The organism is uncultured Roseovarius sp. (assembly GCF_947489715.1).
Taxonomy (GTDB): Bacteria; Pseudomonadota; Alphaproteobacteria; order Rhodobacterales; family Rhodobacteraceae; genus Roseovarius.
Map to the genome: position 1 here is coordinate 779103 of NZ_CANLER010000001.1, position 22596 is coordinate 801698.

General features: G+C 52.5%; 20 protein-coding genes. 18 read left to right on the forward strand and 2 right to left on the reverse strand.

What is annotated here, in order from left to right; translation table 11 throughout:
• The first annotated feature begins 204 nt into the window (after positions 1 to 204).
• Together Q1B27_RS03885 and Q1B27_RS03890 are read left to right on the forward strand one after the other, a co-directional pair.
• Positions 205 to 2031: an extracellular solute-binding protein gene (locus Q1B27_RS03885; protein ID WP_299843872.1), complete on the forward strand. Its 1827-nt coding sequence runs from the start codon at positions 205 to 207 to the stop codon at positions 2029 to 2031.
• A 57-nt stretch (positions 2032 to 2088) separates the two neighbouring features.
• Positions 2089 to 2565, forward strand: a complete 477-nt coding sequence (locus Q1B27_RS03890) for an arsenate reductase ArsC (RefSeq protein WP_299843875.1) — start codon at positions 2089 to 2091, stop codon at positions 2563 to 2565.
• A gap of 307 nt (positions 2566 to 2872) precedes the next feature.
• Here Q1B27_RS03890 and Q1B27_RS03895 read toward each other — a convergent pair whose 3' ends face one another.
• Entirely contained in the window at positions 2873 to 3595 is a 723-nt protein-coding gene (locus Q1B27_RS03895) for an RlmE family RNA methyltransferase (RefSeq protein WP_299843878.1), read from the reverse strand.
• Complete coding sequence (locus Q1B27_RS03900) at positions 3595 to 4707, reverse strand: Ppx/GppA phosphatase family protein (protein ID WP_299843881.1); 1113 nt, start codon at positions 4705 to 4707, stop codon at positions 3595 to 3597. The genes Q1B27_RS03895 and Q1B27_RS03900 overlap by 1 nt, the downstream gene beginning before the upstream one ends.
• Positions 4708 to 4944: 237 nt before the next feature.
• On the opposite strand from Q1B27_RS03900, the gene Q1B27_RS03905 reads away from it, so the two are divergent.
• From Q1B27_RS03905 to Q1B27_RS03980, 16 genes are all read left to right on the forward strand, one after another.
• Positions 4945 to 5241: a virulence factor gene (locus Q1B27_RS03905; protein WP_299843884.1), complete on the forward strand. Its 297-nt coding sequence runs from the start codon at positions 4945 to 4947 to the stop codon at positions 5239 to 5241.
• Positions 5242 to 5267: 26 nt separating this feature from the next.
• Positions 5268 to 6200, forward strand: a complete 933-nt coding sequence (locus tag Q1B27_RS03910) for a methylenetetrahydrofolate reductase (RefSeq protein WP_299843887.1) — start codon at positions 5268 to 5270, stop codon at positions 6198 to 6200.
• A 3-nt stretch (positions 6201 to 6203) separates the two neighbouring features.
• Positions 6204 to 7265, forward strand: a complete 1062-nt coding sequence (locus Q1B27_RS03915; RefSeq protein WP_299843890.1) for a methyltetrahydrofolate cobalamin methyltransferase — start codon at positions 6204 to 6206, stop codon at positions 7263 to 7265.
• Positions 7266 to 7659: 394 nt separating this feature from the next.
• Positions 7660 to 8292: a glutathione S-transferase family protein gene (locus Q1B27_RS03920; protein ID WP_299843894.1), complete on the forward strand. Its 633-nt coding sequence runs from the start codon at positions 7660 to 7662 to the stop codon at positions 8290 to 8292.
• A 26-nt stretch (positions 8293 to 8318) separates the two neighbouring features.
• Positions 8319 to 10388, forward strand: coding sequence for a bifunctional diguanylate cyclase/phosphodiesterase (locus tag Q1B27_RS03925; protein WP_299843897.1), 2070 nt, complete (start codon positions 8319 to 8321; stop codon positions 10386 to 10388).
• Between the two features lie 383 nt (positions 10389 to 10771).
• Positions 10772 to 11707 (forward strand): hypothetical protein, encoded by a 936-nt coding sequence (locus Q1B27_RS03930; RefSeq protein WP_299843900.1) that lies wholly within the window; start codon positions 10772 to 10774, stop codon positions 11705 to 11707.
• 81 nt (positions 11708 to 11788) lie between these two features.
• Positions 11789 to 13282: a phage tail sheath C-terminal domain-containing protein gene (locus Q1B27_RS03935; protein WP_299843903.1), complete on the forward strand. Its 1494-nt coding sequence runs from the start codon at positions 11789 to 11791 to the stop codon at positions 13280 to 13282.
• Between the two features lie 24 nt (positions 13283 to 13306).
• Positions 13307 to 13768 carry a phage tail protein gene (locus Q1B27_RS03940; protein ID WP_299843906.1) on the forward strand — a complete coding sequence of 154 codons (462 nt, stop codon included), beginning with the start codon at positions 13307 to 13309 and terminating at the stop codon, positions 13766 to 13768.
• A gap of 5 nt (positions 13769 to 13773) precedes the next feature.
• Positions 13774 to 14256, forward strand: coding sequence for a phage tail protein (locus tag Q1B27_RS03945; protein WP_299843909.1), 483 nt, complete (start codon positions 13774 to 13776; stop codon positions 14254 to 14256).
• 32 nt (positions 14257 to 14288) lie between these two features.
• The gene (locus Q1B27_RS03950; RefSeq protein WP_299843912.1) at positions 14289 to 14459 is read left to right on the forward strand and encodes a DUF5908 family protein; all 171 of its coding nucleotides are present in this window, start codon (positions 14289 to 14291) and stop codon (positions 14457 to 14459) included.
• 13 nt (positions 14460 to 14472) lie between these two features.
• The gene (locus Q1B27_RS03955) at positions 14473 to 15135 is read left to right on the forward strand and encodes a hypothetical protein (protein WP_299843915.1); all 663 of its coding nucleotides are present in this window, start codon (positions 14473 to 14475) and stop codon (positions 15133 to 15135) included.
• Positions 15128 to 16915 (forward strand): type VI secretion system tip protein VgrG, encoded by a 1788-nt coding sequence (gene vgrG / locus Q1B27_RS03960; protein ID WP_299843918.1) that lies wholly within the window; start codon positions 15128 to 15130, stop codon positions 16913 to 16915. The genes Q1B27_RS03955 and vgrG overlap by 8 nt, the downstream gene beginning before the upstream one ends.
• Before the next feature lie 13 nt (positions 16916 to 16928).
• Positions 16929 to 17228 carry a PAAR domain-containing protein gene (locus Q1B27_RS03965; protein WP_299843921.1) on the forward strand — a complete coding sequence of 100 codons (300 nt, stop codon included), beginning with the start codon at positions 16929 to 16931 and terminating at the stop codon, positions 17226 to 17228.
• A gap of 6 nt (positions 17229 to 17234) precedes the next feature.
• Positions 17235 to 17684: a GPW/gp25 family protein gene (locus Q1B27_RS03970; RefSeq protein WP_299843924.1), complete on the forward strand. Its 450-nt coding sequence runs from the start codon at positions 17235 to 17237 to the stop codon at positions 17682 to 17684.
• A 20-nt stretch (positions 17685 to 17704) separates the two neighbouring features.
• Entirely contained in the window at positions 17705 to 21541 is a 3837-nt protein-coding gene (locus Q1B27_RS03975) for a hypothetical protein (RefSeq protein ID WP_299843927.1), read from the forward strand.
• Between the two features lie 13 nt (positions 21542 to 21554).
• Positions 21555 to 22595, forward strand: a complete 1041-nt coding sequence (locus Q1B27_RS03980; protein WP_299843930.1) for a hypothetical protein — start codon at positions 21555 to 21557, stop codon at positions 22593 to 22595.
• Position 22596: the final 1 nt, after the last annotated feature.

A 22596-nucleotide genomic window follows, 5' to 3' on the forward strand; every position in this document is an offset into this window, starting at 1 on the left:
CGATCACAACCGCACAAAAAAACGCCCGCACGAAGCGGGCGTTAAGTTATTGAGGCAGGTTTCATACAGGCAAGAAACCTATCGAGCAGTAACCTCTTTATAAGCAATCTGGCGCTCGCATCCAAGCTAAAAGTTTGAAAAGACGTGAATCCCTATTTACGTTCAGCGTCAGACAAACAAGGTGCCCAAAGGATTGTTGCCAAAATGAGATCAGAATTTTTCCGCTCATTGGCGGCATTGGTGACAGCTTTTTTGGTGATTTTTACCCCACAAGTTGCCCCGACGGAACCCATGCATGGCATAGCTATGTATGGCGATCCGGCTCTACCACCCGATTTTGTGTCACTGCCCTATGCCAACCCAGATGCCCCGAAGGGTGGTCGGGTCGTTACCGGCAATGTTGGCAGCTTTGATTCGCTTAATCCTTTCATCGTTAAAGGCACTCCGCCCTGGCAACTTCGTTATCTAACGCACGAGACTCTGATGGGGCGTTCCTATGACGAACCCTTCTCGCTTTATGGTCTTTTGGCCGAATCGGTTGAAACCGGGCCGAATCGCGAGTGGGTCGAATTCACGCTGCGTCCCGAGGCCCGATTCTCAGATGGTAGCCCCGTGACGGTCGAAGATGTGATCTGGTCTTATCAGACACTTGGCACCAAGGGGCACTCCCGCTACCGCGGCGCTTGGAACAAGATTGACCGGATTGAGGCCACGGGAAGCCGAAGCGTACGTATCTCGTTCAACGCACCTGACCGTGAATTGGCATTGGTCGCTGGCCTGCGTCCGATACTGAAGAAAGCTCAATGGGAAGGAAAGGAATTCGGAGAAACCCGGGTTGAGGACATTCCGATTGGCACTGCACCTTACCTAGTTGAAAACTACGAGGTCGGACGCAGCGTCGTACTACGTCGCAATCCGGATTATTGGGGCAAAGATTTGCCATTGCGTCGGGGTACGGCCAATTTCGATGAAATCCGCATTGAATTCTACGGCGACAACACCGTGCTGAAAGAGGCGTTCAAAGGCGGTGCCATTTCCTATGTTCGGGAATTCAACGCTGAGAAATGGGAAACTCAGTATGATTTTCCTACCATCGCACGCGGCGATATCGTGAAATCGGAAATCCCTCATCAGAAACCTTCGGGCATGACCGGTTTCGTCATGAACACACGGCGCGCGCCGCTGGACGATATCCGCGTACGCGATGCGTTGATCCATGCCTTCAATTTCGAGTTTATCAACGATACGCTGACTGGCGGTCGTCAGCCGCGCATATCGTCATATTTTTCGAATTCCGAATTGGGAATGCAACCCGGCCCGGCCGAAGGACGCGTGCACGAATTGCTTATGCCGTTCATGGACAGTTTGCCGGACGATACGATCAATGGCTACTCCCTGCCCCAAGGTGATGGCAGTAAACGCAATCGTGCGAATATTCGCAAAGCTATGACGCTGCTAAATGACGCGGGCTGGTCGGTACAGGATGGTGTACTCAAAAATGACAAAGGTGAGCTTCTGGAATTGACTGTTTTGTTGCAACAGGACGGGCTGATTCAGCAGGCAACCGCAATCATGGATATCTATGCGCGCGCGCTTGAACGATTGGGGATCAAGCTGACCATCGATAGCACGGACAAGGCACAGTATGCCGAACGAGAGGCGCAGTATGATTTCGACCTCACCTTCTTTCGTCGCGCCCTTTCGCTCAGTCCCGGAAACGAGCAACTGTACTATTGGGGCGCGGATATTGCGGACCAACCCGGTGGCCGCAATCTGATGGGTATGAAATCTGATGCTGCCGAGGCAATGATCGATGCGATGTTGCAATCACAAACCCGCGCAGATTTCATCGCAGCGACACGCGCGCTGGATCGTGTGTTGACCAGCGGTCGCTATGTAATCCCGATCCACCAATATGCCGTCGGCCGCATCGCTCACAAAAAAGAACTACGCTATTCTGAAAACAATCTCCCGATCTACGGCGATGGTGTTCATTTCCTACCTGATGTCTGGTGGTATGAGGAAAACTGAAAGCCCATCCGAAATGTCTGTCATAGCTTTGTTACATCGTCGGGATAGCAAACTGATATGAATATTCTTGTTCTCTGCACCGGCAACTCCGCCCGTTCAATCCTGCTTGAAAGCATCTTTAACACCTATGGTGCTGGTCGCGTGCGCGCGTGGTCTGCAGGATCAAAGCCCACAGGAGTCGTGCATCCTCAATCCTTAAAACTGTTGGGTAAACTCAGCCACGATATAACGTCGGCGAGATCGAATAGTTGGGATGAATTTGCAAGCCCGGATGCGCCAGCGATGGATCTGGTCATCACCGTGTGCGGTTCCGCAGCGGACGAGGAATGCCCGATCTGGCCCGGAGCACCGTTGCGCGCGCATTGGGGCGTTGACGATCCTGCCGCGGTGCCTCCCAAAGATTGGGAAAATGCCTTTTCCGTCGCCTATGAAACGTTGGAGCGCCGTGCTCGAGCTCTCCTGAGCAAAGAAATCGAGAGCATGTCGCCTCAACAGTTGCAAACAGAATTGAAAGCTATCAGTGCGCTTGCCTAGTCGGAAAATCAAAATAAATGCCCAGAATTTGATTTGGGAACGCACCAAAAACGCCTTAAATAGATGTCAACCAATGGCCTTCATTATCGTTGCACCGATAGCACGAGGGTTTCATGGCGCATCACCCGCGAATTTCAGATAACAAACGGCACGCCCGCCTGTTCGAGTTGATCCGACAGGAAAATTTCGCCGCTGACAGGACAAAATGCGTCCATCGTAAGTCTTCATTGAATACGAGTGAAATACAGCACTTCCTTACGCAAGCACATCGTTCATTGCACCCAGTCGAAACTGGAAAAGACCGACATTAACTTTCTCCCCTAAAGCCAGTTGCTACAACGAATTTTTCAGAGCTATCTGAACGTGAAGCTGGCGGTTTGACATTTGCAACCTTGGTAAAACGTTGCTTGAGGAGTTTCTGCAACTCGCCCTCGGCACCACCCGCAAGCACCTTGGATACGAACGTGCCACCCTGTTCCAACACATCGAATGCCAGATAGGCCGCAGCCTCGCACAGTGCCATGATCCGCAGGTGGTCGGTCTGTTTATGCCCAGAGGAGGCTGCGGCCATGTCCGACATCACCACATCTGCCGGGCCTCCCAACCATTCCTTTACCTTGTCGTCGGCGCCTTCATCCATAAAATCTAGCACGTGGAATTCGCACCCTGGCAAAGGTTCAACTTCTTGCAGGTCGATGCCGATGATCCGCCCTATTGCCTTGCCTGACTTTTCACCCCTGGCATTCACGCGCGGCACCGCCACCTGACACCAGCCGCCCGGTGCGCACCCCAGGTCAACAACCCGCGCACCCGGCACCAGAAAGCGAAACTTGTCATCCAGTTCCATGATCTTGAAGGCCGCCCGGCCCCGATATCCCTCGTTCTGGGCGCGTTTGACATAAGGATCGTTCAGTTGCCGTTGCAACCAGCGCGTGGACGAAGCGCGGCGCCCACGTGCGGTCTTGACCTTGATTGTCAGATCGCGCTGCCCCCGCCCGGAGGTATTTTTTCCATCAGGTCCATTAGCCATCAGTCGCTCCCATCCGTCAAAACACCATCTTCCGACATTTGCGCATACAGCATGCCCTCGCGCAGCCCGCGATCCGCCACCGACAAACGATCCGTGGGCCAACACCGCAACAACGCCTGCAATATAGCGGCGCCTGACATGATCAACGCCTGTCGGTCAGTCCCGATCCTTGGATCGCGCCGGCGTCCAACGGGTCCAAGCGCCAGATAGGACCGGATCACCTTGTCAATTTCTTCACTGGTCATGCGCAACCCGTCGACCTTGTTGCGGTCATACCGTTTTAGTCCCAAGTGACTGGCGGCTACTGTCGTAACGGTGCCGCTGGTCCCCACAATCTGAAAACCTTCGCGTGGCGGTTCGTCTTTGTAGGGCGCAAATTCCGCCAGGTTTTCCTCGAAGAACCAGCTCATTAACGCAAATCTTGCGCTGTCATCCTCGACATCGTTGAATTGATCGCGCAACGTCGCAACGCCCAAAGGTACACTGATCCAATCCACAACCTTGGCAGCAGACGAGCGATTATCGATGCTGTGAAATCCGGTGTGCATCCGCATAATGGATTTGGGCCGTTCATGAGAGGGCACATTCGTCAGGTCGATCCAGACCAGCTCGGTTGAACCACCACCAATGTCGACGACCAACAACTGGTCGGTCTTCCGACTGACCAGCGGAGCGCAGGATACAACAGCTAGTTGCGCCTCTTCCTGCGGTTCGATGATATCCAGTTTCAGACCTGTTTCACGTCGCACCCGTGACATGAACTCTTTGCCATTGCTTGCGCGTCGGCACGCTTCTGTCGCGACCAGACGCATCCGTGTAACCTTGTGTCGCTTGAGTTTTTGCTGGCACACCCGAAGGGCCTGAATAGTCCGGTAGATCGATGAACGTGACAGCCTTCCCGATCGCTCCAGCCCGGCACCCAATTGTACGGATTTTGAAAAGCTGTCCACAACAACGAATTGACTGCCCTGTGGCTGGGCAATCAACATACGACAACTATTTGTTCCCAGATCCAGCGCCGCGTAAAGGTTGGCTGGATCAGGCGAGCTCAGTGCGGGGCTCTCTACCGATTTCGGGATCGCGCCCGCACCTTCGGGACGCTTGGGCGCCATGACGTCACGCCCTCCATTTCGAGTTATCCCCAAACTATGACGAGAAATGCCGCCACGCAAGCTTTCAGAAGATTGATCATCTTCTTGAATGAAATTCGTATTCTCGCCGGTGGCACAGCCCCACTGGCTTGCGTTATGGTTGCGACGTCGCTCGCAGAACCTGTTCTGTCGAAAATCGACGTCGTGGATGGGTCGCCCTGCATTAGAGAAGGGCAACTGGGCAAAGAGGAATCAGCCATGGTTGACGTAACCATCGTATATTGGCGGGACATTCCCGCGCAGGTGATTGTCGGCAAAGGCCGTCGGGGTGCCAAACGGCAATTGCCCGAACGCTTTGAGCAGGCGATTGACCGCGCTGCCATGAAGGTGAATGCGAAAAGCACTGATGACTACCTGGCCGAATGGCGCAAGGCCGCGCCCTATCCGGTTGAGGGAGATGCCGAACTGGTAGCAGATTCCGAGGCTGCACGGCTGGACGCTGAATACGATCAGGATCGCATCAAAGCCCTGATCGCCAATGATGGCTGGGCATGAGCCCACGTTCTTTATGGGAGGCCGCAATGGCTCTTTTGAACTTCCGCAAGCGTGAAAAATCTGGGAGCACCCCGATCAATGGCCAGGTCGAGGCTTTCCTCAAGGATTATTCGATCGAAGTGATGCCGCGTACGGCCGAAAAGGTCGAGGATTTCCGCGCTCTGCTGCCCAAGGGCACTCGTGTCTATATCGCCCATATTGAGGGTACGCCGATTGACGATATGGTCGCCACCGCCAAACGTATCGCCAACGAAGGTTACGCGGTGATGCCGCATTTCCCGGCGCGGATAATCAAAGATCGAGCAACGCTGGCAGACTGGATAGCCCGCTATCAAGGCGAAGCCGGTGTCGATCAGGCCCTTCTTTTGGCTGGTGGCGTGGACAAGCCTCACGGCGATTACCATTCCTCGATGCAATTGCTGGAGGCCGGAGAATTCGACAAGGCAGGTTTCAAGCGCCTGCATGTCGCGGGTCACCCAGAGGGCAACAAGGACATTGACCCGGACGGGTCGATGAAAAATGTCGAAGACGCGCTGCGGTGGAAGCAGAAATTCAGCGAAACAACGAATGCCGAGATGGCGCTGGCCACGCAATTTGCGTTCGACGCCAAGCCGATCATCGCTTGGGCGGACAATCTGGCTGCGGCGGGTATCACCCTACCCGTTCATATCGGTATCGCCGGTCCTGCAAAACTTCAGACGCTGATCAAGTTCGCGATTGCCTGCGGCGTTGGTCCATCCCTAAAAGTTCTGCAAAAGCGGGCTATGGATGTATCCAAACTGCTGCTGCCTTACGAGCCTACTGATGTTGTCGCCGAACTTGCCGCCCACAAGGCCGCAAATCCCGAATTCAACATCTCGCACGTGCATTTCTTCCCGCTGGGCGGAATCAAGACCAATGCCACTTGGGCGATTGAAAACGGTGGCGCGTCAACCGTGCCCGCCAACCAACAAGGATAAGACATGACCCGTACCATCGTCGAAAGCAAAACCAAAACCGCCGTCATCGGGTTTGACGAACCGTTCTGCGTGATCGGCGAACGGATCAATCCTACGGGCCGCAAGAAACTTGCGGCCGAACTGGAAGCGGGCGATTTTTCGACCGTTGAATCCGACGCAATAGCGCAAGCCGCTGCCGGCGCCACAGTTCTAGATATCAATGCCGGCGTGGTCTACAATTCGAACCCCAACCCAAATGAGACCGAACCGCCTCTGATGCGCAAGGTGGTCGAGCTGGTTCAGGGGCTGGTCGATCTACCGCTTTGCATTGACAGCTCTGTCCCCGGTGCGCTCGAGGCCGGTCTTGAGACAGCTGAAGGCCGTCCGCTGCTGAACTCGGTCACCGGCGAAGAAGATCGTTTGGAGTTGGTGTTACCGCTGGTCAAAAAATACAACGTGCCGGTCGTGGCAATTTCGAACGACGACACTGGCATCTCGGAAGACCCAGACGTGCGCTTTGCCGTCGCCAAGAAGATCGTTGAGCGCGCCGCCGATTTCGGCATTCCAGCGCACGACATCGTGGTCGATCCGTTGGTTATGCCCATCGGCGCAATGGCGACTGCGGGTCAGCAGGTCTTTACGCTCGTACGCAAGTTGCGTGAGGAACTAGGTGTTAATACCACTTGTGGTGCCTCGAACATCTCTTTCGGTCTGCCCAATCGTCACGGCATCAATAACGCGTTCCTGCCGATGGCCATGGGTGCTGGCATGACATCTGCGATCATGAACCCGATTGCATTACCGGTAAAACAGGCTGAAATTGAGGCAAAGAAAGCCGAGATCGCTGCAGCCGGTCTGATCATTCCCGCTGATATGGACGAAGAGACCTTCTGTCAGCTTTTTGGGCTTGGCTCGACCAAACCCAAGGCCGGCAAGGAAATGGAGGCCATCATGGCCGCCAATTTCTTGACCAACAATGATCCGCACGGCGGCAAATGGATCCAATTCAACAAAGCGCCACCCAAAGCTGGCGAAGAAGGCCGTGGCCGTGCGGGCCGCGTTGGTGGCCGTCGTCGCCGCGCCTGATATGGTGCGAAATTAGAATGTAATAGGCCCTGCTGGATCCAGTGGGGCCTTCATTTTATGCCCAGATGCAATATTAAGGCCTGTGTGATGAGCGCAACCAATCGAAACGCCCTTCGTTAAGCTCCAAGGCCATGCGCATCCAGATTTCGCCCGGCACATCATCGTTGATAACAACTGGAGTACAGTCTGGGGGCAAATTATCCCCCGTTCAGTTATAAAAAACACGCAAAGGTTCAAAAATTTAAGGCTTCGCATTCGTTAGGTTGAAACACTATTTTTCCAAGAAAATTCGCGAAGAATTTTGCATCAAATGACGATGCTTAGCGGCTTACATTTAGCCCGATTTAATAGCCTTCCGTTACCGAGAAAGGGCACAAAACGGAAGGGAACTCTCGTGAACAAACTATACGCATGCCTCGCGTCGGGTAACTGTTTCAAGCCGTGGTTGGCGATGCATCAACTAGGGCAAGCCTTTGATCTCATTCTTGTTGATGTCCTCAAAGGAGAGCAAAAAACGCCGGACTACCTGAATATCAATCCACTTGGCGTAGTACCCTATCTGGAAACCGATGCAGGTTTCGGCATTGGGGAGAGTAACGCAATGTTGTGGTTCCTCGCTGAAGATAGCCCTCTTATGCCATCGGACCGGTCAGAGCGTGCCGAAGCGTTGCAATGGATGTTCTTTGAGCAATCCAAGCTTGAACCTTTCATTTCACCGGCCAGGTTTTTTACGACCATTCTACCGGAACAGCGAAATGATCGAGAGGCCGATATTGCCGCATGGCAAGCATCGGCAGAGGTTGGTTTATTTCGCCTTGATGCGCATTTATCGGGTCGGAAGTTTATGTTGAAAACAGGGTATTCTATCGCCGATATCGCTATCTTTGGATATGTGCATGTCTTGAACGAAGCAGGTCTTTCGAGAAACGACTATCCGGCGATCAGTCGCTGGATCGATGATGTCACTGAGACAGACGGCTTCCGACCATTGGCAGAATTGGGTCGCACGACAGGCAAAGCTGCCTGAATTACCTTCGGTCGGGCCAGCAGACCATGCGGAATGAAAAAATCGACATACAGGCCGCGGTGCCATTGCTTTCGGCCATGCGCTGCTCGAAAGCGGATACGGATGGCAATTTTGCTTTTGCAAGACGGTTGCGTGCCGCGATCTGGGTTTATGATATTGATAATTCGCGCATTGTTTACGCAAATGTGTCGGCGTGCGATCTCTGGCAGGCCCCGGACGAGGTATCTCTGCTTCAGCGTGATCTAGCGAAAGACATGTCATCAACCGTTGCAAGTCGTTTGCGTCAGTATCAGAGCGATTTTGTTGCGCGAGATGCGATGTTCAATGAAATGTGGACTTTGTATCCAAAAGGAAAACCTACAAGCGTGATGGTTTTCTTCAGCGGTTTTCGTTTGGCCGATGGGCGCATGGCGATGCTTTGTGAAGCGGTTGGGAATGCTGAGGATGAGCCGGAAAACTTGCGTAGCGCCGAGGCACTTTTGCATACCGACGTCATGATCACCCTATATGAAAAAAACGGACCACCACTTTACATGAACCCCGCTGCGCGCAACGCGGCTGCTGACGCACAGCAGAGTATTGCAGAGAAATTCACCCACCCGTTCGATTACAAAAAGATGATCGAGGCGTTAGAGGCATCCGGCGAACATCGCATGGTGTCCAGCGTGTCAACAAGCACCGGTCAGCGCTGGTATGATCTGTCAGCCAAGATGTGCTCGGATGCGGTGACCGGAAAGCCCGCCATTTTGGTGACGGCTGTAGATGTGAGCGAGTTGAAAATAGCCCGCGACAAAGCACGCTATCTTGCGGACCGTGACCTACTTACCGGCTGCTACAATCGCTCATATTTGCACCAACATATGTCACGGCTTGAACAATGCAAAAGTGAGCGTGGCGCATTACTGTGTTTCGATGTGGATCATTTCAAGCAAATCAATGATCGTTTCGGCCATGAAATGGGCGATGTCGTCCTCAAGGATATTGCGGTACGGGCAAGAAGCTCAATTCGTGAAAATGACAAACTGGTGCGATTGGGAGGGGATGAATTTGTCATTATTTTCGATGATACGCCGCCTGAGACCGAATTTGCGCCAATAGTTGAGCGCTTGCTGGAACATATTTCCCAGCCAATTATCCATGATTCAACGCGAACCTGCATTACAGTCAGCATTGGTGTCGCGACCTTCTCGCCAAAAGCGGCAGATTTTACTGCTATTATGAGGGAAGCGGATATTGCGCTTTATGCCTCAAAACAAGCGGGACGAAATCAGGTCACATTCTTCAGCGAGGAAATGGGCGTCGCGGCATTGGCGCGTCAAAATATAGAAACCGAAATCAAGATAGCGGTGGAGCAGCGCAACTTTGTTTTGCATTTCCAGCCACGAGTCGATTTGCAAACAGGTAAAGTCGTGTCCGCAGAAGCACTTGTGCGGTGGCAACACCCGGAGCGTGGCATGATCATGCCTGATGAGTTTATTCCGATTTGTGAAGAGACTGGTATGATTGAAGATTTGGGTCAAATGGTGCTGGCGTTAGGATGCGAGCAGGCGATTGCATGGCAGCAAGAAGGTTTGGATATCCAACTTTCACTGAATATTTCTCCGAGGCAATTTGACGACCAGCGTTTGATGAAATCTTTGCAGGCGTTTTCGAAAGATATGAATTTTCCGCACGGAAAGATCGAGCTAGAAATTACCGAAAATGTATTGATCGGCGATCTTGGACATATCGAGACTAAGCTCGAAGCAATTTCCCAAATGGGATATCGTATCGCGATCGATGATTTCGGAACTGGGTATTCGAATTTATCTTATATCTCAGAGTTTCCCTTGAATTGTTTGAAGATAGATCAATCCTTCATCAGTCAACTGCCAAAATCCGGGCCGATCATTAGTCTGATCCTGACTTTAGCCAAACAAATTGGGGCGACTGTTGTGGCCGAAGGGGTGGAGACAGGTGATCAACTCGCATGGCTTTCGAGGCAGAATTGCGAGCAGGTTCAAGGTTATCATTTATCAAGACCTGTACCAATTGACCAATTTAGGATGGTCATGAATCAATTGAATTCGGTCACATATCCAAGCTCAAAAAATTAGAATCGCTAAGTGTGTTCATCGCAGTGTTTCGTCAGTAAGTCGCGCGGAGAAATGCCGGGAAATAGCCCCTTGCAGTCAAAAAAGTTACGCTGGAAATTCCTGTCTGCAAAAAGAAATCCCAAATGATTTAGAGCAACAAAATAACACGTTTTAGTTGATAATGAGCATTCGCTCCTAGACGGAAGAAGGCGTGCCTAGCGCTGGAGAGTTCCAAATTTGCGAAAAATAGTAATAAAAAACTATTAATTCTAAAGATATTGTGAAATCCTCAAAGAGCAGTACAACAACCATACATTGTTTTATGATTTTTACCGACGTAACGGAAAACCGTGCTGAGCGACCAATATTTTGATGACGGCCACCAAGTGGCTCGGGGGGGAGAAATGGCAGAAAGCAAATCCGCAACGGCTGTTCCTGCAAATAAATCCAACAACAAAGCAAGCCACGATAAAAAGCAGGCTTCTGCCGAACAGGCACGCGCTGAAAGTAAGGCGGCCGCCATCAAAGCCGCTGAACAAAAGGACGCAGAAAATATTGCTGCAGCTCAACTGGCGCGCGCGCAGGCCGAGGCGAAATTGACGCTTGCCAAGGCGCAGGCCGAAGCGGCGCAAGCTAAGGCGAAAGATGATGCCGAAGCAAAAAGAGATGCCGCGGACGCCATCAAAAAATCTGCGGCCCAGGCTGTTAGCGACGCAAAAAAAGCGCTTGCGGATGCGCAAACGCAAGTCCAAAAATCTCTCGCTGAAATCAAGAGTGCTACAGATAAGGCTGACAGCGCCACAACAAAGGCGGCCACATCTAAGGCTGATTTTGACGCTAAAACTGCGGAGCTTGCTGCGGTACAAGCAGCCCAAAAAGCGTCTGATGATGCGGTATCTGCACTGGATGCAGCTAACAGTGACGACCTGAAGGCGGCATTGAAAGCGGCCAAAGATAACGCTTCTGAGATGGCTAAGACGCTAAAGAAAACGACAAGTGATCTGGCTGCTTCAAAAAAACAGTTAGAAAAAGATAATGCTGATCAGAAATCAGCAGAAACGGACGTAGCTGAAGCCGAAGCGGCGGCCAAAGCGGCGGAAGCTGCTGTCGCGTCTCAGCAGAAGGCGGTTGAGAAGGCGCAAGAAGCTGAGCATGCCGCCAGCGTTGCCTACGACGCAGCGTCGGTTCAGGCAAATACGGCTGAGGATACAGCCAAAGCCCAATACGAATTAGACTTGGCCAAGGCAGAAACTGATCGCGCAAACGCCGAAGCTGCTTATTACAATTCCCTTGCCGAAATCGCGGCTGCGGCATCCTGTCGAACTGTAAGCGCTACTTAGATCTGGCGCTGTTTTGTCTGCCCGGTCGTCTACCGGTGCTGACCAGTCACATTCAACGGCGTCACACTTCCGGAGGTTGGTATGCCACAAGAAAAAACACCAGGCGTTTACATTGACGAGAAAAATGCGTTTCCAAATTCGGTGGTCGAGGTGCCAACTGCGGTTCCGGCCTTTGTTGGATATACCGAGACAGCATTGCGTGGCACACAGAATGTCACAAACGTCCCTGTCCGCCTGACATCCTTGGCAGAGTTTCATACGATTTACGGTTTTGGCCCTGCACCCGTATATCAGTTCAAACTCGGTGATGACGGCACGCCAGAGTTGACTGCGGAAGAAGATACTTTATTCAATCTTTATAACGGGATGCGGCTTTTCTTTAACAACGGCGGCGGTCCCTGCTGGATCGTTTCTGTCGGCAGCTACAAGCCTGAACCCAAAGACCCGGATGCCTTTGGCCCAAAGGTCTGGGACGCCTTGTCTAAAGAACCTGAACCCACAATGATTGTAATGCCAGACGCGGTTCTGATGGCCTCGCCCGCTGACTACAAGAATGTCTGCGACGCGGGCTTTAATCATTGCATAGCCATGAAAAGCCGGGTGATGATCCTCGATATTTACCAGGGTTTTCGCCCCCGTAATGACCCGGACGGTATAGATGTGATCAGCGATCCCAAGGTTGGTTTTCGCCAACTTTTCGAGAATGATAAGATGAGCTATGGCGCGGCCTATTACCCGTGGATCAATACCAATATATTCAGCGGCTCCGACGCGACCTATCTGAACATTCTCAAAGACAACCGCGCTGCACTTGGGGCCCATGTAACGGATGAATTCAAGGGAGCATCGGATAGTGTCAAGGCCGGGGTTCAAAAACTGATCGGCGAAATGACTGGTGATGATGTCAGCGATGCGACGGTCAAACGCACTCACGAAGCGCTTTTTGCGATCTCGGGCAACTACAAGAAAGTGATGGAAGACGTTCTGGACAAGCTTAACCTGATGCCTCCCGCTGCCGCGATGGCTGGTGTTTATACACGGACGGATAACGAAATCGGTGTTTGGAAAGCGCCTGCGAATACCGGCATTTCCTCTGTCATGTCGCCCGCGGTGACGATCAGCAACGAAGAGCAGGAAGATCTGAATGTTCCGCTGGATGGAAAGGCGGTCAACGCGATCCGTTCCTTCCTTGGCCGCGGCGTGTTGGTTTGGGGCGCGCGGACACTTGACGGGAACAGCCAGGACTGGCGCTACGTGAACGTGCGGCGCACCATGATTATGCTGGAGCAGTCCATCGCGATCGCCGCTGAGGCATATGTTTTTGCGCCGAACGATGCCTCCACATGGACAACCGTTCGCACGATGATCGAGAATTTCCTTAATAATCAATGGAAATCTGGTGCACTTGCAGGGGCGACACCCCCTGAGGCCTATCAAGTCGACGTGGGTCTTGGGTCAACAATGACCGGCAATGATATTCTGGATGGGTACATGCGCATCACCGTGAAGGTGGCGATCACACGCCCAGCTGAGTTCATCGTCATCACATTCCAGCAAAAAATGCAGACATCCTGAGCGAACGTGTAGGGGAGAAAAACAATGGCCGATGAAGGTGATAAGCAAGGTTCAACATGGCCGATGCCGAAATTCTATTTCAGCGTCAATCTGGGCGATCCTGGTCAGATTCCATTTCAGGAAGTGACCGGGCTCGACACTGAATCCGAACCAATTCAATACCGTGCGGGTGACAACAAAGCGTTCAACGTCATCAAGATGCCGGGTTTGATCAAGTCTGGTAACGTAACGCTTAAGAAAGGTATTTTCGTTAATGATAACCGTTTCTGGAAATGGTTTGAGAACATCAAGATGAACCTGATCAAGCGCCAGTCCGTGACCATCAGTCTGCTTGATCTGGAAGCCAAGCCAACCATGGTCTGGAAACTCGCCAACGCCTTTCCAACCAAGATTGTCGGCACGGATTTGAAATCCGATGGCAACGAAGTAGCCGTGGAAACGCTTGAATTGGCACATGAGAAACTGACGATCGAAAACGGTAAATAGGGTTAATGTCCTACTATCCACCGGTCGCATTCTCATTTTCGGTGCGGGTTTCCGGCAACCGGGCGGATGTTGATCAGGGGTTCCAGGAAGTTAGCGGGCTGGATGCCGAGCGGATTTCGACCGAGCTGGAAGAAGGAGGTGAAAACCGTTTTACGCATAAGCTTCCGGGCCATGTGAAATCCAAAAATCTTGTTTTGAAGCGCGGTATCGTTCTGGCCAGCTCGCCCTTGTTCAAATGGTGTAAGGATACGCTTGAGAGCGACATGACAAAGCCGATCAAGACACAATCGCTGACGGTTTCCTTACTTGATCAAAAACAAAAGCCCTTAATGACGTGGGCCATATCCAATGCATGGCCCGTCAAATGGAATATTGGTGCGTTCAATGCAGTCAAAAATGAAATCGCTGTCGAAACGATGGAGCTTGCTTACACCCAAAGCGTCCGCAAGGTGAACCAGATGCAGAAAGTGCCAAACCTGCCAAAATAACCATCGATTCAGTTTGCATGTGAGGGGGAGAAATGCCGGTTGAAATTCGCGAAGTCGTATTACGGGCGCGTGTTGTAGATAAAGATACTGACCCAGCTCGCAACGAAGAGACGGCCTTCGATCCTGATCAGTTGAAAGAGGAAATCCTTGCGACATGCGAAAGAATGATCCGTGATGAGTTGTCGCGCGGTCGAAGACGTTAGGAGGCCGTAAACCATGCTGTCTAAGCTAAAAATTATAGCCTATTCCGATAACGAGCTCCGTTCGAAAACCGGTGACTATACGCTTCAAATCAACCCTAAGACGGTGACCCATAGCCACAGCTCCAGCTTTTCTCCGGCCAAGGGAAGTGACGCGGCCGGCACGATCCTGAAGTTCCATACCCAAAAACCGCAGGAAATGTCTTTTGACTTTGTGATCGACACGACGGGCGTTGTGCCCGGCGCAAAAAGCGTAGCGTCTGAAATAGAAAAGTTCCGCAATATCGCCTATACATTTCAGGGGAAAATCCACAGCCCCAACTACCTCAAAATCATATGGGGCGGGCTGGCGTTCAAATGTATGTTGACACGTCTCAATATCGCCTACCAGCTTTTCGCACCCACCGGCAAACCCTTGCGCGCCAAGCTTTCCGTGGGTTTCCGCCAACATCAAACACCAGAAGACCTTACGCGGAGAGCGGACAAGAAATCAGCAGATCTGACACATTTCGACATTGCAACGACCGGAATGACATTACCGCTGATGGCCTACCGGGTCTATGACAGGCCAGATTTATACGTTGAGGTCGCGCGCGCGAATGACCTTAATGATCTGGTTCATCTGACCGCCGGCCAGTCTGTTCGTTTCCCACCCTACGAGGAGACGGCGGATGCCTGAAAGCGTTTGGAAACCCGACGCTGATCTTGTCACCGTCGAAGTGAGCGTGAACGGGACGCGTATCCCCGATACGTATCTTGTCAGCGCCATCGAAACCGAGCACGCCATAAACCGCGTCGCAAATGCGGTTGTTAACATCGCGGATGGAAGCCGGGTCGAAACGGATTTTGCAGCCAGCTCAAGCAGTGATTTCGAACCCGGTGCTGAGATCGAAATCAAAGCGGGATATCACGTCAAGAACCAGACGGTTTTCAAAGGCATCATAACTGGCCAAAGCTTGCGCGTAGATACCTCGGGACGGTCGAATTTACGCGTCTTGTGTCGGGACAAGGCAGTCAAACTGACGATAACGCGCAACGCCGCACAGTATTACGAAATGTCTGATAGTGATGTCATCCAGAAGATCCTGAGTGATGCAGGTCTTGAGGCGAGCGTTTCTTCGACTAGTGCTACCTTACCCCAACAAGGTCGCACCCATGCAACAGATTGGGACTTTATCTTGGCGCGAGCTGAGGTGAACGGCCAGTTGGTAATGGCCCAGAACGGTAAAGTGTCGGTGGCGCCCCCCAAATTCGATAGTCCTGTGTTCACTGCGGAATACGGGTCAACAATAGTGGACGTGGATCTTTCGCTTGATGCGACAGATCAGTTGAGTGACGTCAAGACAGAAGCGTGGGATCCTAAAACCCAAGCTGTCATTTCGGGCAATTCGACAGAGCCTAATACGAATGCTCAGGGCAATCTGAGCGGCAAGAAGCTCTCTGAAGTGCTTTCACTGGGTACTTCAGTTTTGCTCAGTCAGGGACCTCAAACATCAGAGGCGCTAACAAGTTGGGCCAGTGCGCGACTTTTGAAATCCCGGTTGTCACGCATTCGAGGCCGGATCACCACGCCGGGTAATGCAGGACTGGCAATCGGCACTCAGATTAACCTTGCTGGCTTGGGCAAGAAATTTGACGGCGATGCCTATATCACAGGCGTGCGTCATCAACTAGCTGACGGAGATTGGAGCTCTGAACTTCAGTTCGGTCTGTCATCAAGTTGGTTTACGGATATCAATCGCGATGTCAGCCCTGCCCCGGCAGCAAGCCTAAGGCCTGGAGCTTCGGGTCTTGAAATAGCGGTCGTTCTAAAAACAGATGAAGATCCCGAAGGGGAAAGGCGCATAAAGGTCTCTCTTCCCCTGCGCACAGATGGCAATCAGGGGATTTGGGTCCGTATTGTCAGCCCTTATGCGACGAAAAACGCAGGTATAGAGTTTCTCCCTGAAATCGGAGATGAAGTTGTTCTGGGGTTCTTAAACGGTGACCCGGACGCGGCAATCATGTTGGGCTCATTGCATTCAAGTTCCCGCCCTGCCCCAATCGAGCCGGATGCTGAAAATACTATCAAGACAATCGTTACCCGTGCCCAGCACAAGGTAAGTTTTGATGATGACAAAAAGATAATCACCGTAGAAACCCCCGGCGGCCATTCAATTGTCATGAGTGACGAGGGCAAATCAGTCACGGTTACCGATTCAAATGCCAACAAGCTGGAAATGGCCGAAGGCGGGATCACCATGACATCACCCAAAGACATCACGATCACTGCAGATGGTTCGGTTGCGATCAAAGGGACAAGTGGTGTTGACGTTTCTTCACCCGCAGATGTTAGCGTCAAGGGTTCGAATGTCAGCGTGAACGCAGATATCGGGTTCACCGCGCAGGGCAACGCCACGGCTGAACTATCGTCTTCGGGCGAGACCAGCGTTCAGGGCTCCATGGTCATGATCAATTAAGGAGGGATATCGCATGCCGCCAGCTGCAAGATTAACTGATATGCATACTTGTCCGATGGTGACCCCCGGACTGCCGCCTGTGCCCCATGTAGGCGGTCCAATCGTCGGTCCGGGTGTTCCCAACGTTCTGATCGAAAAGTTTCCCGCGTCAGTGCTGGGCGATATGGCAACTTGCGTCGGCCCACCGGATTCAATCATCAAAGGGTCTGCCACCGTTATGATCTCGAGGCGTCCGGCGGCGCGGATCGGCGATACAACTGCGCATGGCGGGGTTATCGTGGCAGGCGCACCGACCGTGATCGTTGGGGGATAAGTGGTAATGTCAGATCCTTCCCCAAAATTCCTGGGACAGGGATGGAGGTTTCCACCTGAATTCAACGTGCAACTGGACGCGAGTGGCAGTGCGACCGGGCCGGGCAGTACGGGCATGATCGCGGGCGATGCAGACATCCATGAAAGTCTCCAGATTCTGTTTTCAACCTTTCGAGGCGAGAGAATTCTGAAACCCGATTATGGCGTCGGTATTGAAGAACATGTTTTTGATCCGACAGACGAGACCCAGCTTGGCGATCTGCGCAGCCAGATGGAACATGCAATCCTCTTTTTTGAGCCGCGGATCAAACTCACGTCGATCTCACTCGATACCAGTGAGGTGGAGAATGGTGTTCTCAATATCAGGATTGAATATCGAATTCCGGCGATCAACTCGCGCAGCAATATTGTTTATCCGATGTATTTCAAGGAGGGCACAAATATCCGGGCGCGCTAGAGTGCGACCGTGATTGGATTATGGACCACAAACGGCCCCATACCGCCGACAATGGCCATTTAACGCAAAGCACACGTGCGCTGCGGGCGCTTGATACAGATTATTTTCGACCTGACGAACGCAACCTTGCCGATCTGATCAACACCGCAACGGAACTTTCCCGGTTGCTTACTTATTTCGATGAAAATGACCAAGCGCATCACCCATCGAAATCTGCCGATTGCATCGGCGCATGGGAGGCGTTTTTTCGAGAGGACATAACGTTCCTTCTCGCTCAGATCGCGTCGGTCAATGTTCGTGCAGAGTTTCGTGCAAGCCGATTAGAAGATGCACAGTTGGAGCCACTGATAATCAGTCACGCCACACGTCTTTGGAGCTGGCATCAGCGCGCACAGGATCTAGCCGTTTTTGCCCCAGAAGATAGTTTGGAAGCAGCGCTTTTTTCCACACTTGATCAACCGCAAGAGAGTGATCTGAAAGGGCTGATACCATCTCTGCTGATGGATAAAATCCGCAAACGCGATGTCAGTGTGCCAAATTGCTGGCAGGCCAATACGCGCGTGGATCATTACCCTTACGCCACAGTCTTTAGCACCTTAAGCCGCGTCACAGCACAAATCGGAAATGCCGCTGAGCAATATCTTGAACTTTCGCTTGCCGACAAAAATGACCATGAAGCGCATGTGGGGCTTTTTCTTGCTTTCGTGCGTTTGCTTCAGAAATCTCAAATCGAGCTCAACAAGATCACAGATAGACATCTAGAATTTTATTTCCGCAAAGTTTTGCGCAGTAATCCACGCGAAGCCCAACCAGATCACGCCCATATCATATTTGAACTCGCTCCTGGCGCGCTTCCTGAGAATTTGTCCGCAGGCACCGCGCTTGTTGCAGGCAGCGGTTCGGGACCGGACGCAGCTATTTTCGAAACGGAACGTCCTCTCGTGGTGACTTCTGCCCGTGCTCTTGCCTTTAAGGCCGTCGCGATCGATCGTGATCCTGATTGGCGCGATAGAAACGGCACTCCTTTTGTCGAGGGGGCGTCAGTTTACCCCGTAGCGAATTCAGCAGATGGTAAGGGCGCGCCGTTACCTGACCCCAGTATCGGCTGGAGCCCATTTGGACCCGAAAAACCTGATGCTGCTTTGATCGGGTTGGCACTTGCATCCCCTGTTTTCAACCTTACTGGCGGCCAACGTTCAATCGAAGTGAAGCTTTGTTTTGATGACCAGTGCCGGATTACCCTGAACGAAGCGCTTATCCGGTATCGCGATGCTGTCAATCGGCGCTACGAGGGGCAATTATCCGAAAGAAGGTTCCGCCGTTTTCTAAATGACGCCTTTCGCCTTTCGCTTACTTCTGCCACCGGGTTTCACGCGATCACAGATTTTGTCATTGATCCCTCGGACTCTGCCAACAATAATCTTGCTCTCAGGTTTACCCTGTCCGAGCAGGATCCACCGATAACTGCCTGGACTGCTATCCATAACCAACCACTTCTGAAGATTGAGCTTGATCCCAAAGCTCGCGCCTATGCCTATTCCGCATTTCACAAAGCCCGGCTCATTCGCGCAGGCATTTCGGTGAAGGTCGAAGGCTTGAACAAGGTTAAGGTCACCGCAAATGGTGCGCCGGTAAAACCCGGCAAACCCTTCGCACCTTTTGGCCCTGCCCCCCTGCCCGGTGCACACATGACCATTCACGCGTCAGAACTGGCAGACAAGGAAATCCATTCCCTCGGAGTCAGAATGGCATGGACAGGGTTGCCAACGCCACCTGCCGACCTTGCCAGTCACTACGCCGGATACGGGGCTGACATCGCAAATGACAGTTTTAGAGCTTCCCTTTCGAAAGGCGATGATCAAACCTGGTGGCCGTTGAAGGTTATGGGACCAGGTGATCCCGTACCAGGGTCCGATGCGACGTTGTTTCCAATGGCTACAAATGAAGCCATTGCAATCGGTGAATTGCGTGTACCAACCCTTCCGGGCGACGCCCAAACCGGATCCGGTCACCAGAAAGCGGCCAAAGATGCCGCTTTAAGTAACTTTCGCATAGTGTTGACCAGTCCAGAAATGGGATTCGGCACACAGATTTTCCCGCGATTGGTCGCCAAGGCAGCAATTTCAAATGCCGAAGGAACAATCAAAAAGACAATTGGCTTGCTTGGTAAACTTCCCACGTTGAAGAAACCCAAAAAAGCTAAAATGAAGCCGCCGAAAATCAAACCACCTAAAGCAGCGGTCCCAGATGGTGATGCGGCGATCCCTAATCCACCCCTACAGCCGATGTTGAGCGGCCTGACGATTTCTTACACGGCAACAACTACCGCCCAGCTTCCGGGAAGCAATCAATCGGTTACGCTGCTCAGCCTTGGCGCTTTCGGTGAGATTTCGGAAGTCGAGGACGGCCAATTTATTCAAAGTGACTTGAATGCAGATGGCCGTCTAATGATAGGTCTTGATCGGGCAAACCCGCCCGAGCCATTGACGCTTTTTTTCAATATCCGCGATTCGCGCGCATCCAATTGGACGCATGACAATGTCGCGCCGCGACCTGGCCTTTATTGGAGTTACTTTTCCAACACGGGTTGGCGTATTTTACCCGACATCGCGATCATCGCGGACGGCACCGAAGAACTCACGACCCATGGGATTGTCGAAATCGCTCTGCCTGCCGACATGGAAGTGACCAACCGGTACTCGGATAATCCACTTGCCTGGATATCGATCGGATATCAGGGAGATCGCGCACGTTTTGGCAAGGTCATCGACATTAAAACGCAAGCTGTGAGCGTGCGCCGCCGTCCTCTTGCACCCACGGTGATAACGCCAGCGTTATTACCAGCGGGATCGATCAAGCGTTTTTTCTCGGCCCGGCCCGCCGTTGCAAAAATCACTCAACCCTTGGCAACTGAGGGTGGGCGCTCCCGCGAGACAACTACCATGCACCGGACACGATTATCCGAGAGGTTAGGCCACAAAATGCGCGCAATCCGTCAGATGGATTATGCTCGTATGGTGCTTGAGGCGTTCCCGGACCTGGGCGATGTGAAATGTCGGCATCTGGACGCTGGTAGGGTTGAACTGATTGTCAGTCCTCGACGCAGCAAGGACAGAACTCAAAGGTGCCCCCGTGTTGCCCTGCATACGCGGTCAAAAATCGCACGATGGCTTGAAGCACATACCCCATTGACGGTTGGGCAGGTCGATATTCGCAACCCGGCTTACGAGGACATCCGTGTACAGGCCCATCTGGTGCCGTTGGGTGCCGGTACAGCGGTGACGCTGGCACAAGTTGAAAATAACCTGTTTCGGCTGATCGCTCCGTGGATGTTCGAACCATCACTACCGCTGCCAATCGGTCATAACGAATTGGAGATTGCGACCATCACCGCCGCAATAGAAAAGATGCCGGGCATTTCACGGGTGCTGGGCCTGTCACTTGTTCACAGCTACCGCAATCGCGGTGCAAATGGTGGCGACACTGGACGATTTGGCATCAAGGATAGTGCGCGCGCGCATCAAGCCCGTCAAAAAAACGGTGCAGCTTTTCTGCGCGGTGCGACACCGGCATCGGTTTTTGTGCCCGCGTTACATCACGATATCTCTTTCCTGCCGCCGCGCGACGGGATTGGCGATCTGACCATTGGTCGCGACCTTGTTGCGTCAGATCCAAAACAGCGCGAGGCTTACCGCAACGAACCTTCCGAGCTGCCATATGAGGTGGCACCAACAGGCATTGGCAGTTTGTGTATCGGACGCGACCTGATCATCACAGATCCGGTTGATGCCATTCCACCTTCCTCTGAACTCGAAATCCGACCGCATCCTCTGGACGCTGTCTTTCTGACAAAATGAAATCGGATCAGCCATGACCACCACACGTGCAGAACTCATAGAAAATTTTTCCAACGGCAAACTGCCTTCGGGCGAAAATTTTGCTGACCTGATCAATTCCATGGTGCATCAGGATCAATTCGATGCGCATGTCCAAACTTTCGAGGATTGGAAAGCACGTGGTGAGGTTGCCCTGGGTTCGGGCGACCGGGCCTGGCGTATCGCCGTGAACGATAATGCACAGGTGCAACTCCTTCGCGGCGACGGATCAGATGGGTTAACCGCACCACAGGGTTTTGCTGATATTCAGCTAGGAGGATGGACAAGCCTTACCGGACGGATCGGCGATTGTAGCGATCCCAAGGCTTTCATGGGCTATAAGATCGAACTTGACGTCGCCGGAATGCCAAATGTGCCCAGCGATGGTAGCTGGCATCCAATAGTAAACATGCCCGGCCATCCTTGTGTTTTCGAGGTGACCGCGGGCACGGCACGTGTTGCCTACCTAGCTCCATTGGGTATCATGTCGATGGCTCGGGGCTTGATCGGTATCTCCGAAGAACAGAACGCCATCACCCACGGAACCATCGTCGCCACCGGAGCCAACCGTCAACCGTCATTAACCGTGTCCGCGCAACCCGATGCCGCGACAACCTGGAACGTTCTGGGTGCATATCTAGCAGCTGTTCTAATCCTGGTTCTGGGGGCCGCTCTGCTAGCAGGTACGCCCGCTGAAAACGAGATCGAAGTTGGCCTTGGATCCTTTGGTGACTGGCTTGTAACCTATGTGGGCAAATTGCTTGCGGGTCTCGGTATCACTGGTATCGATCCTACCAAGTTCACCCATCTATATCTACCTTTGGCGATACTTGTGGTGAATGTCCTCTACGCTCTACGCCTTTTGATCCGGGCCAATCATTTGCGTCGCCGTTCGGTCTGTCTGCGTTGGAAAAAAACCGGTGGCTCAGTCTTCAGCGGAGACAGGCAATGGACGTTGCAATTGCGCGGACCCACCCTTGCACCAGGTCCACAGGACAGCAATATCTATTACTCTATTACTAAGCTTTGGAACTAAT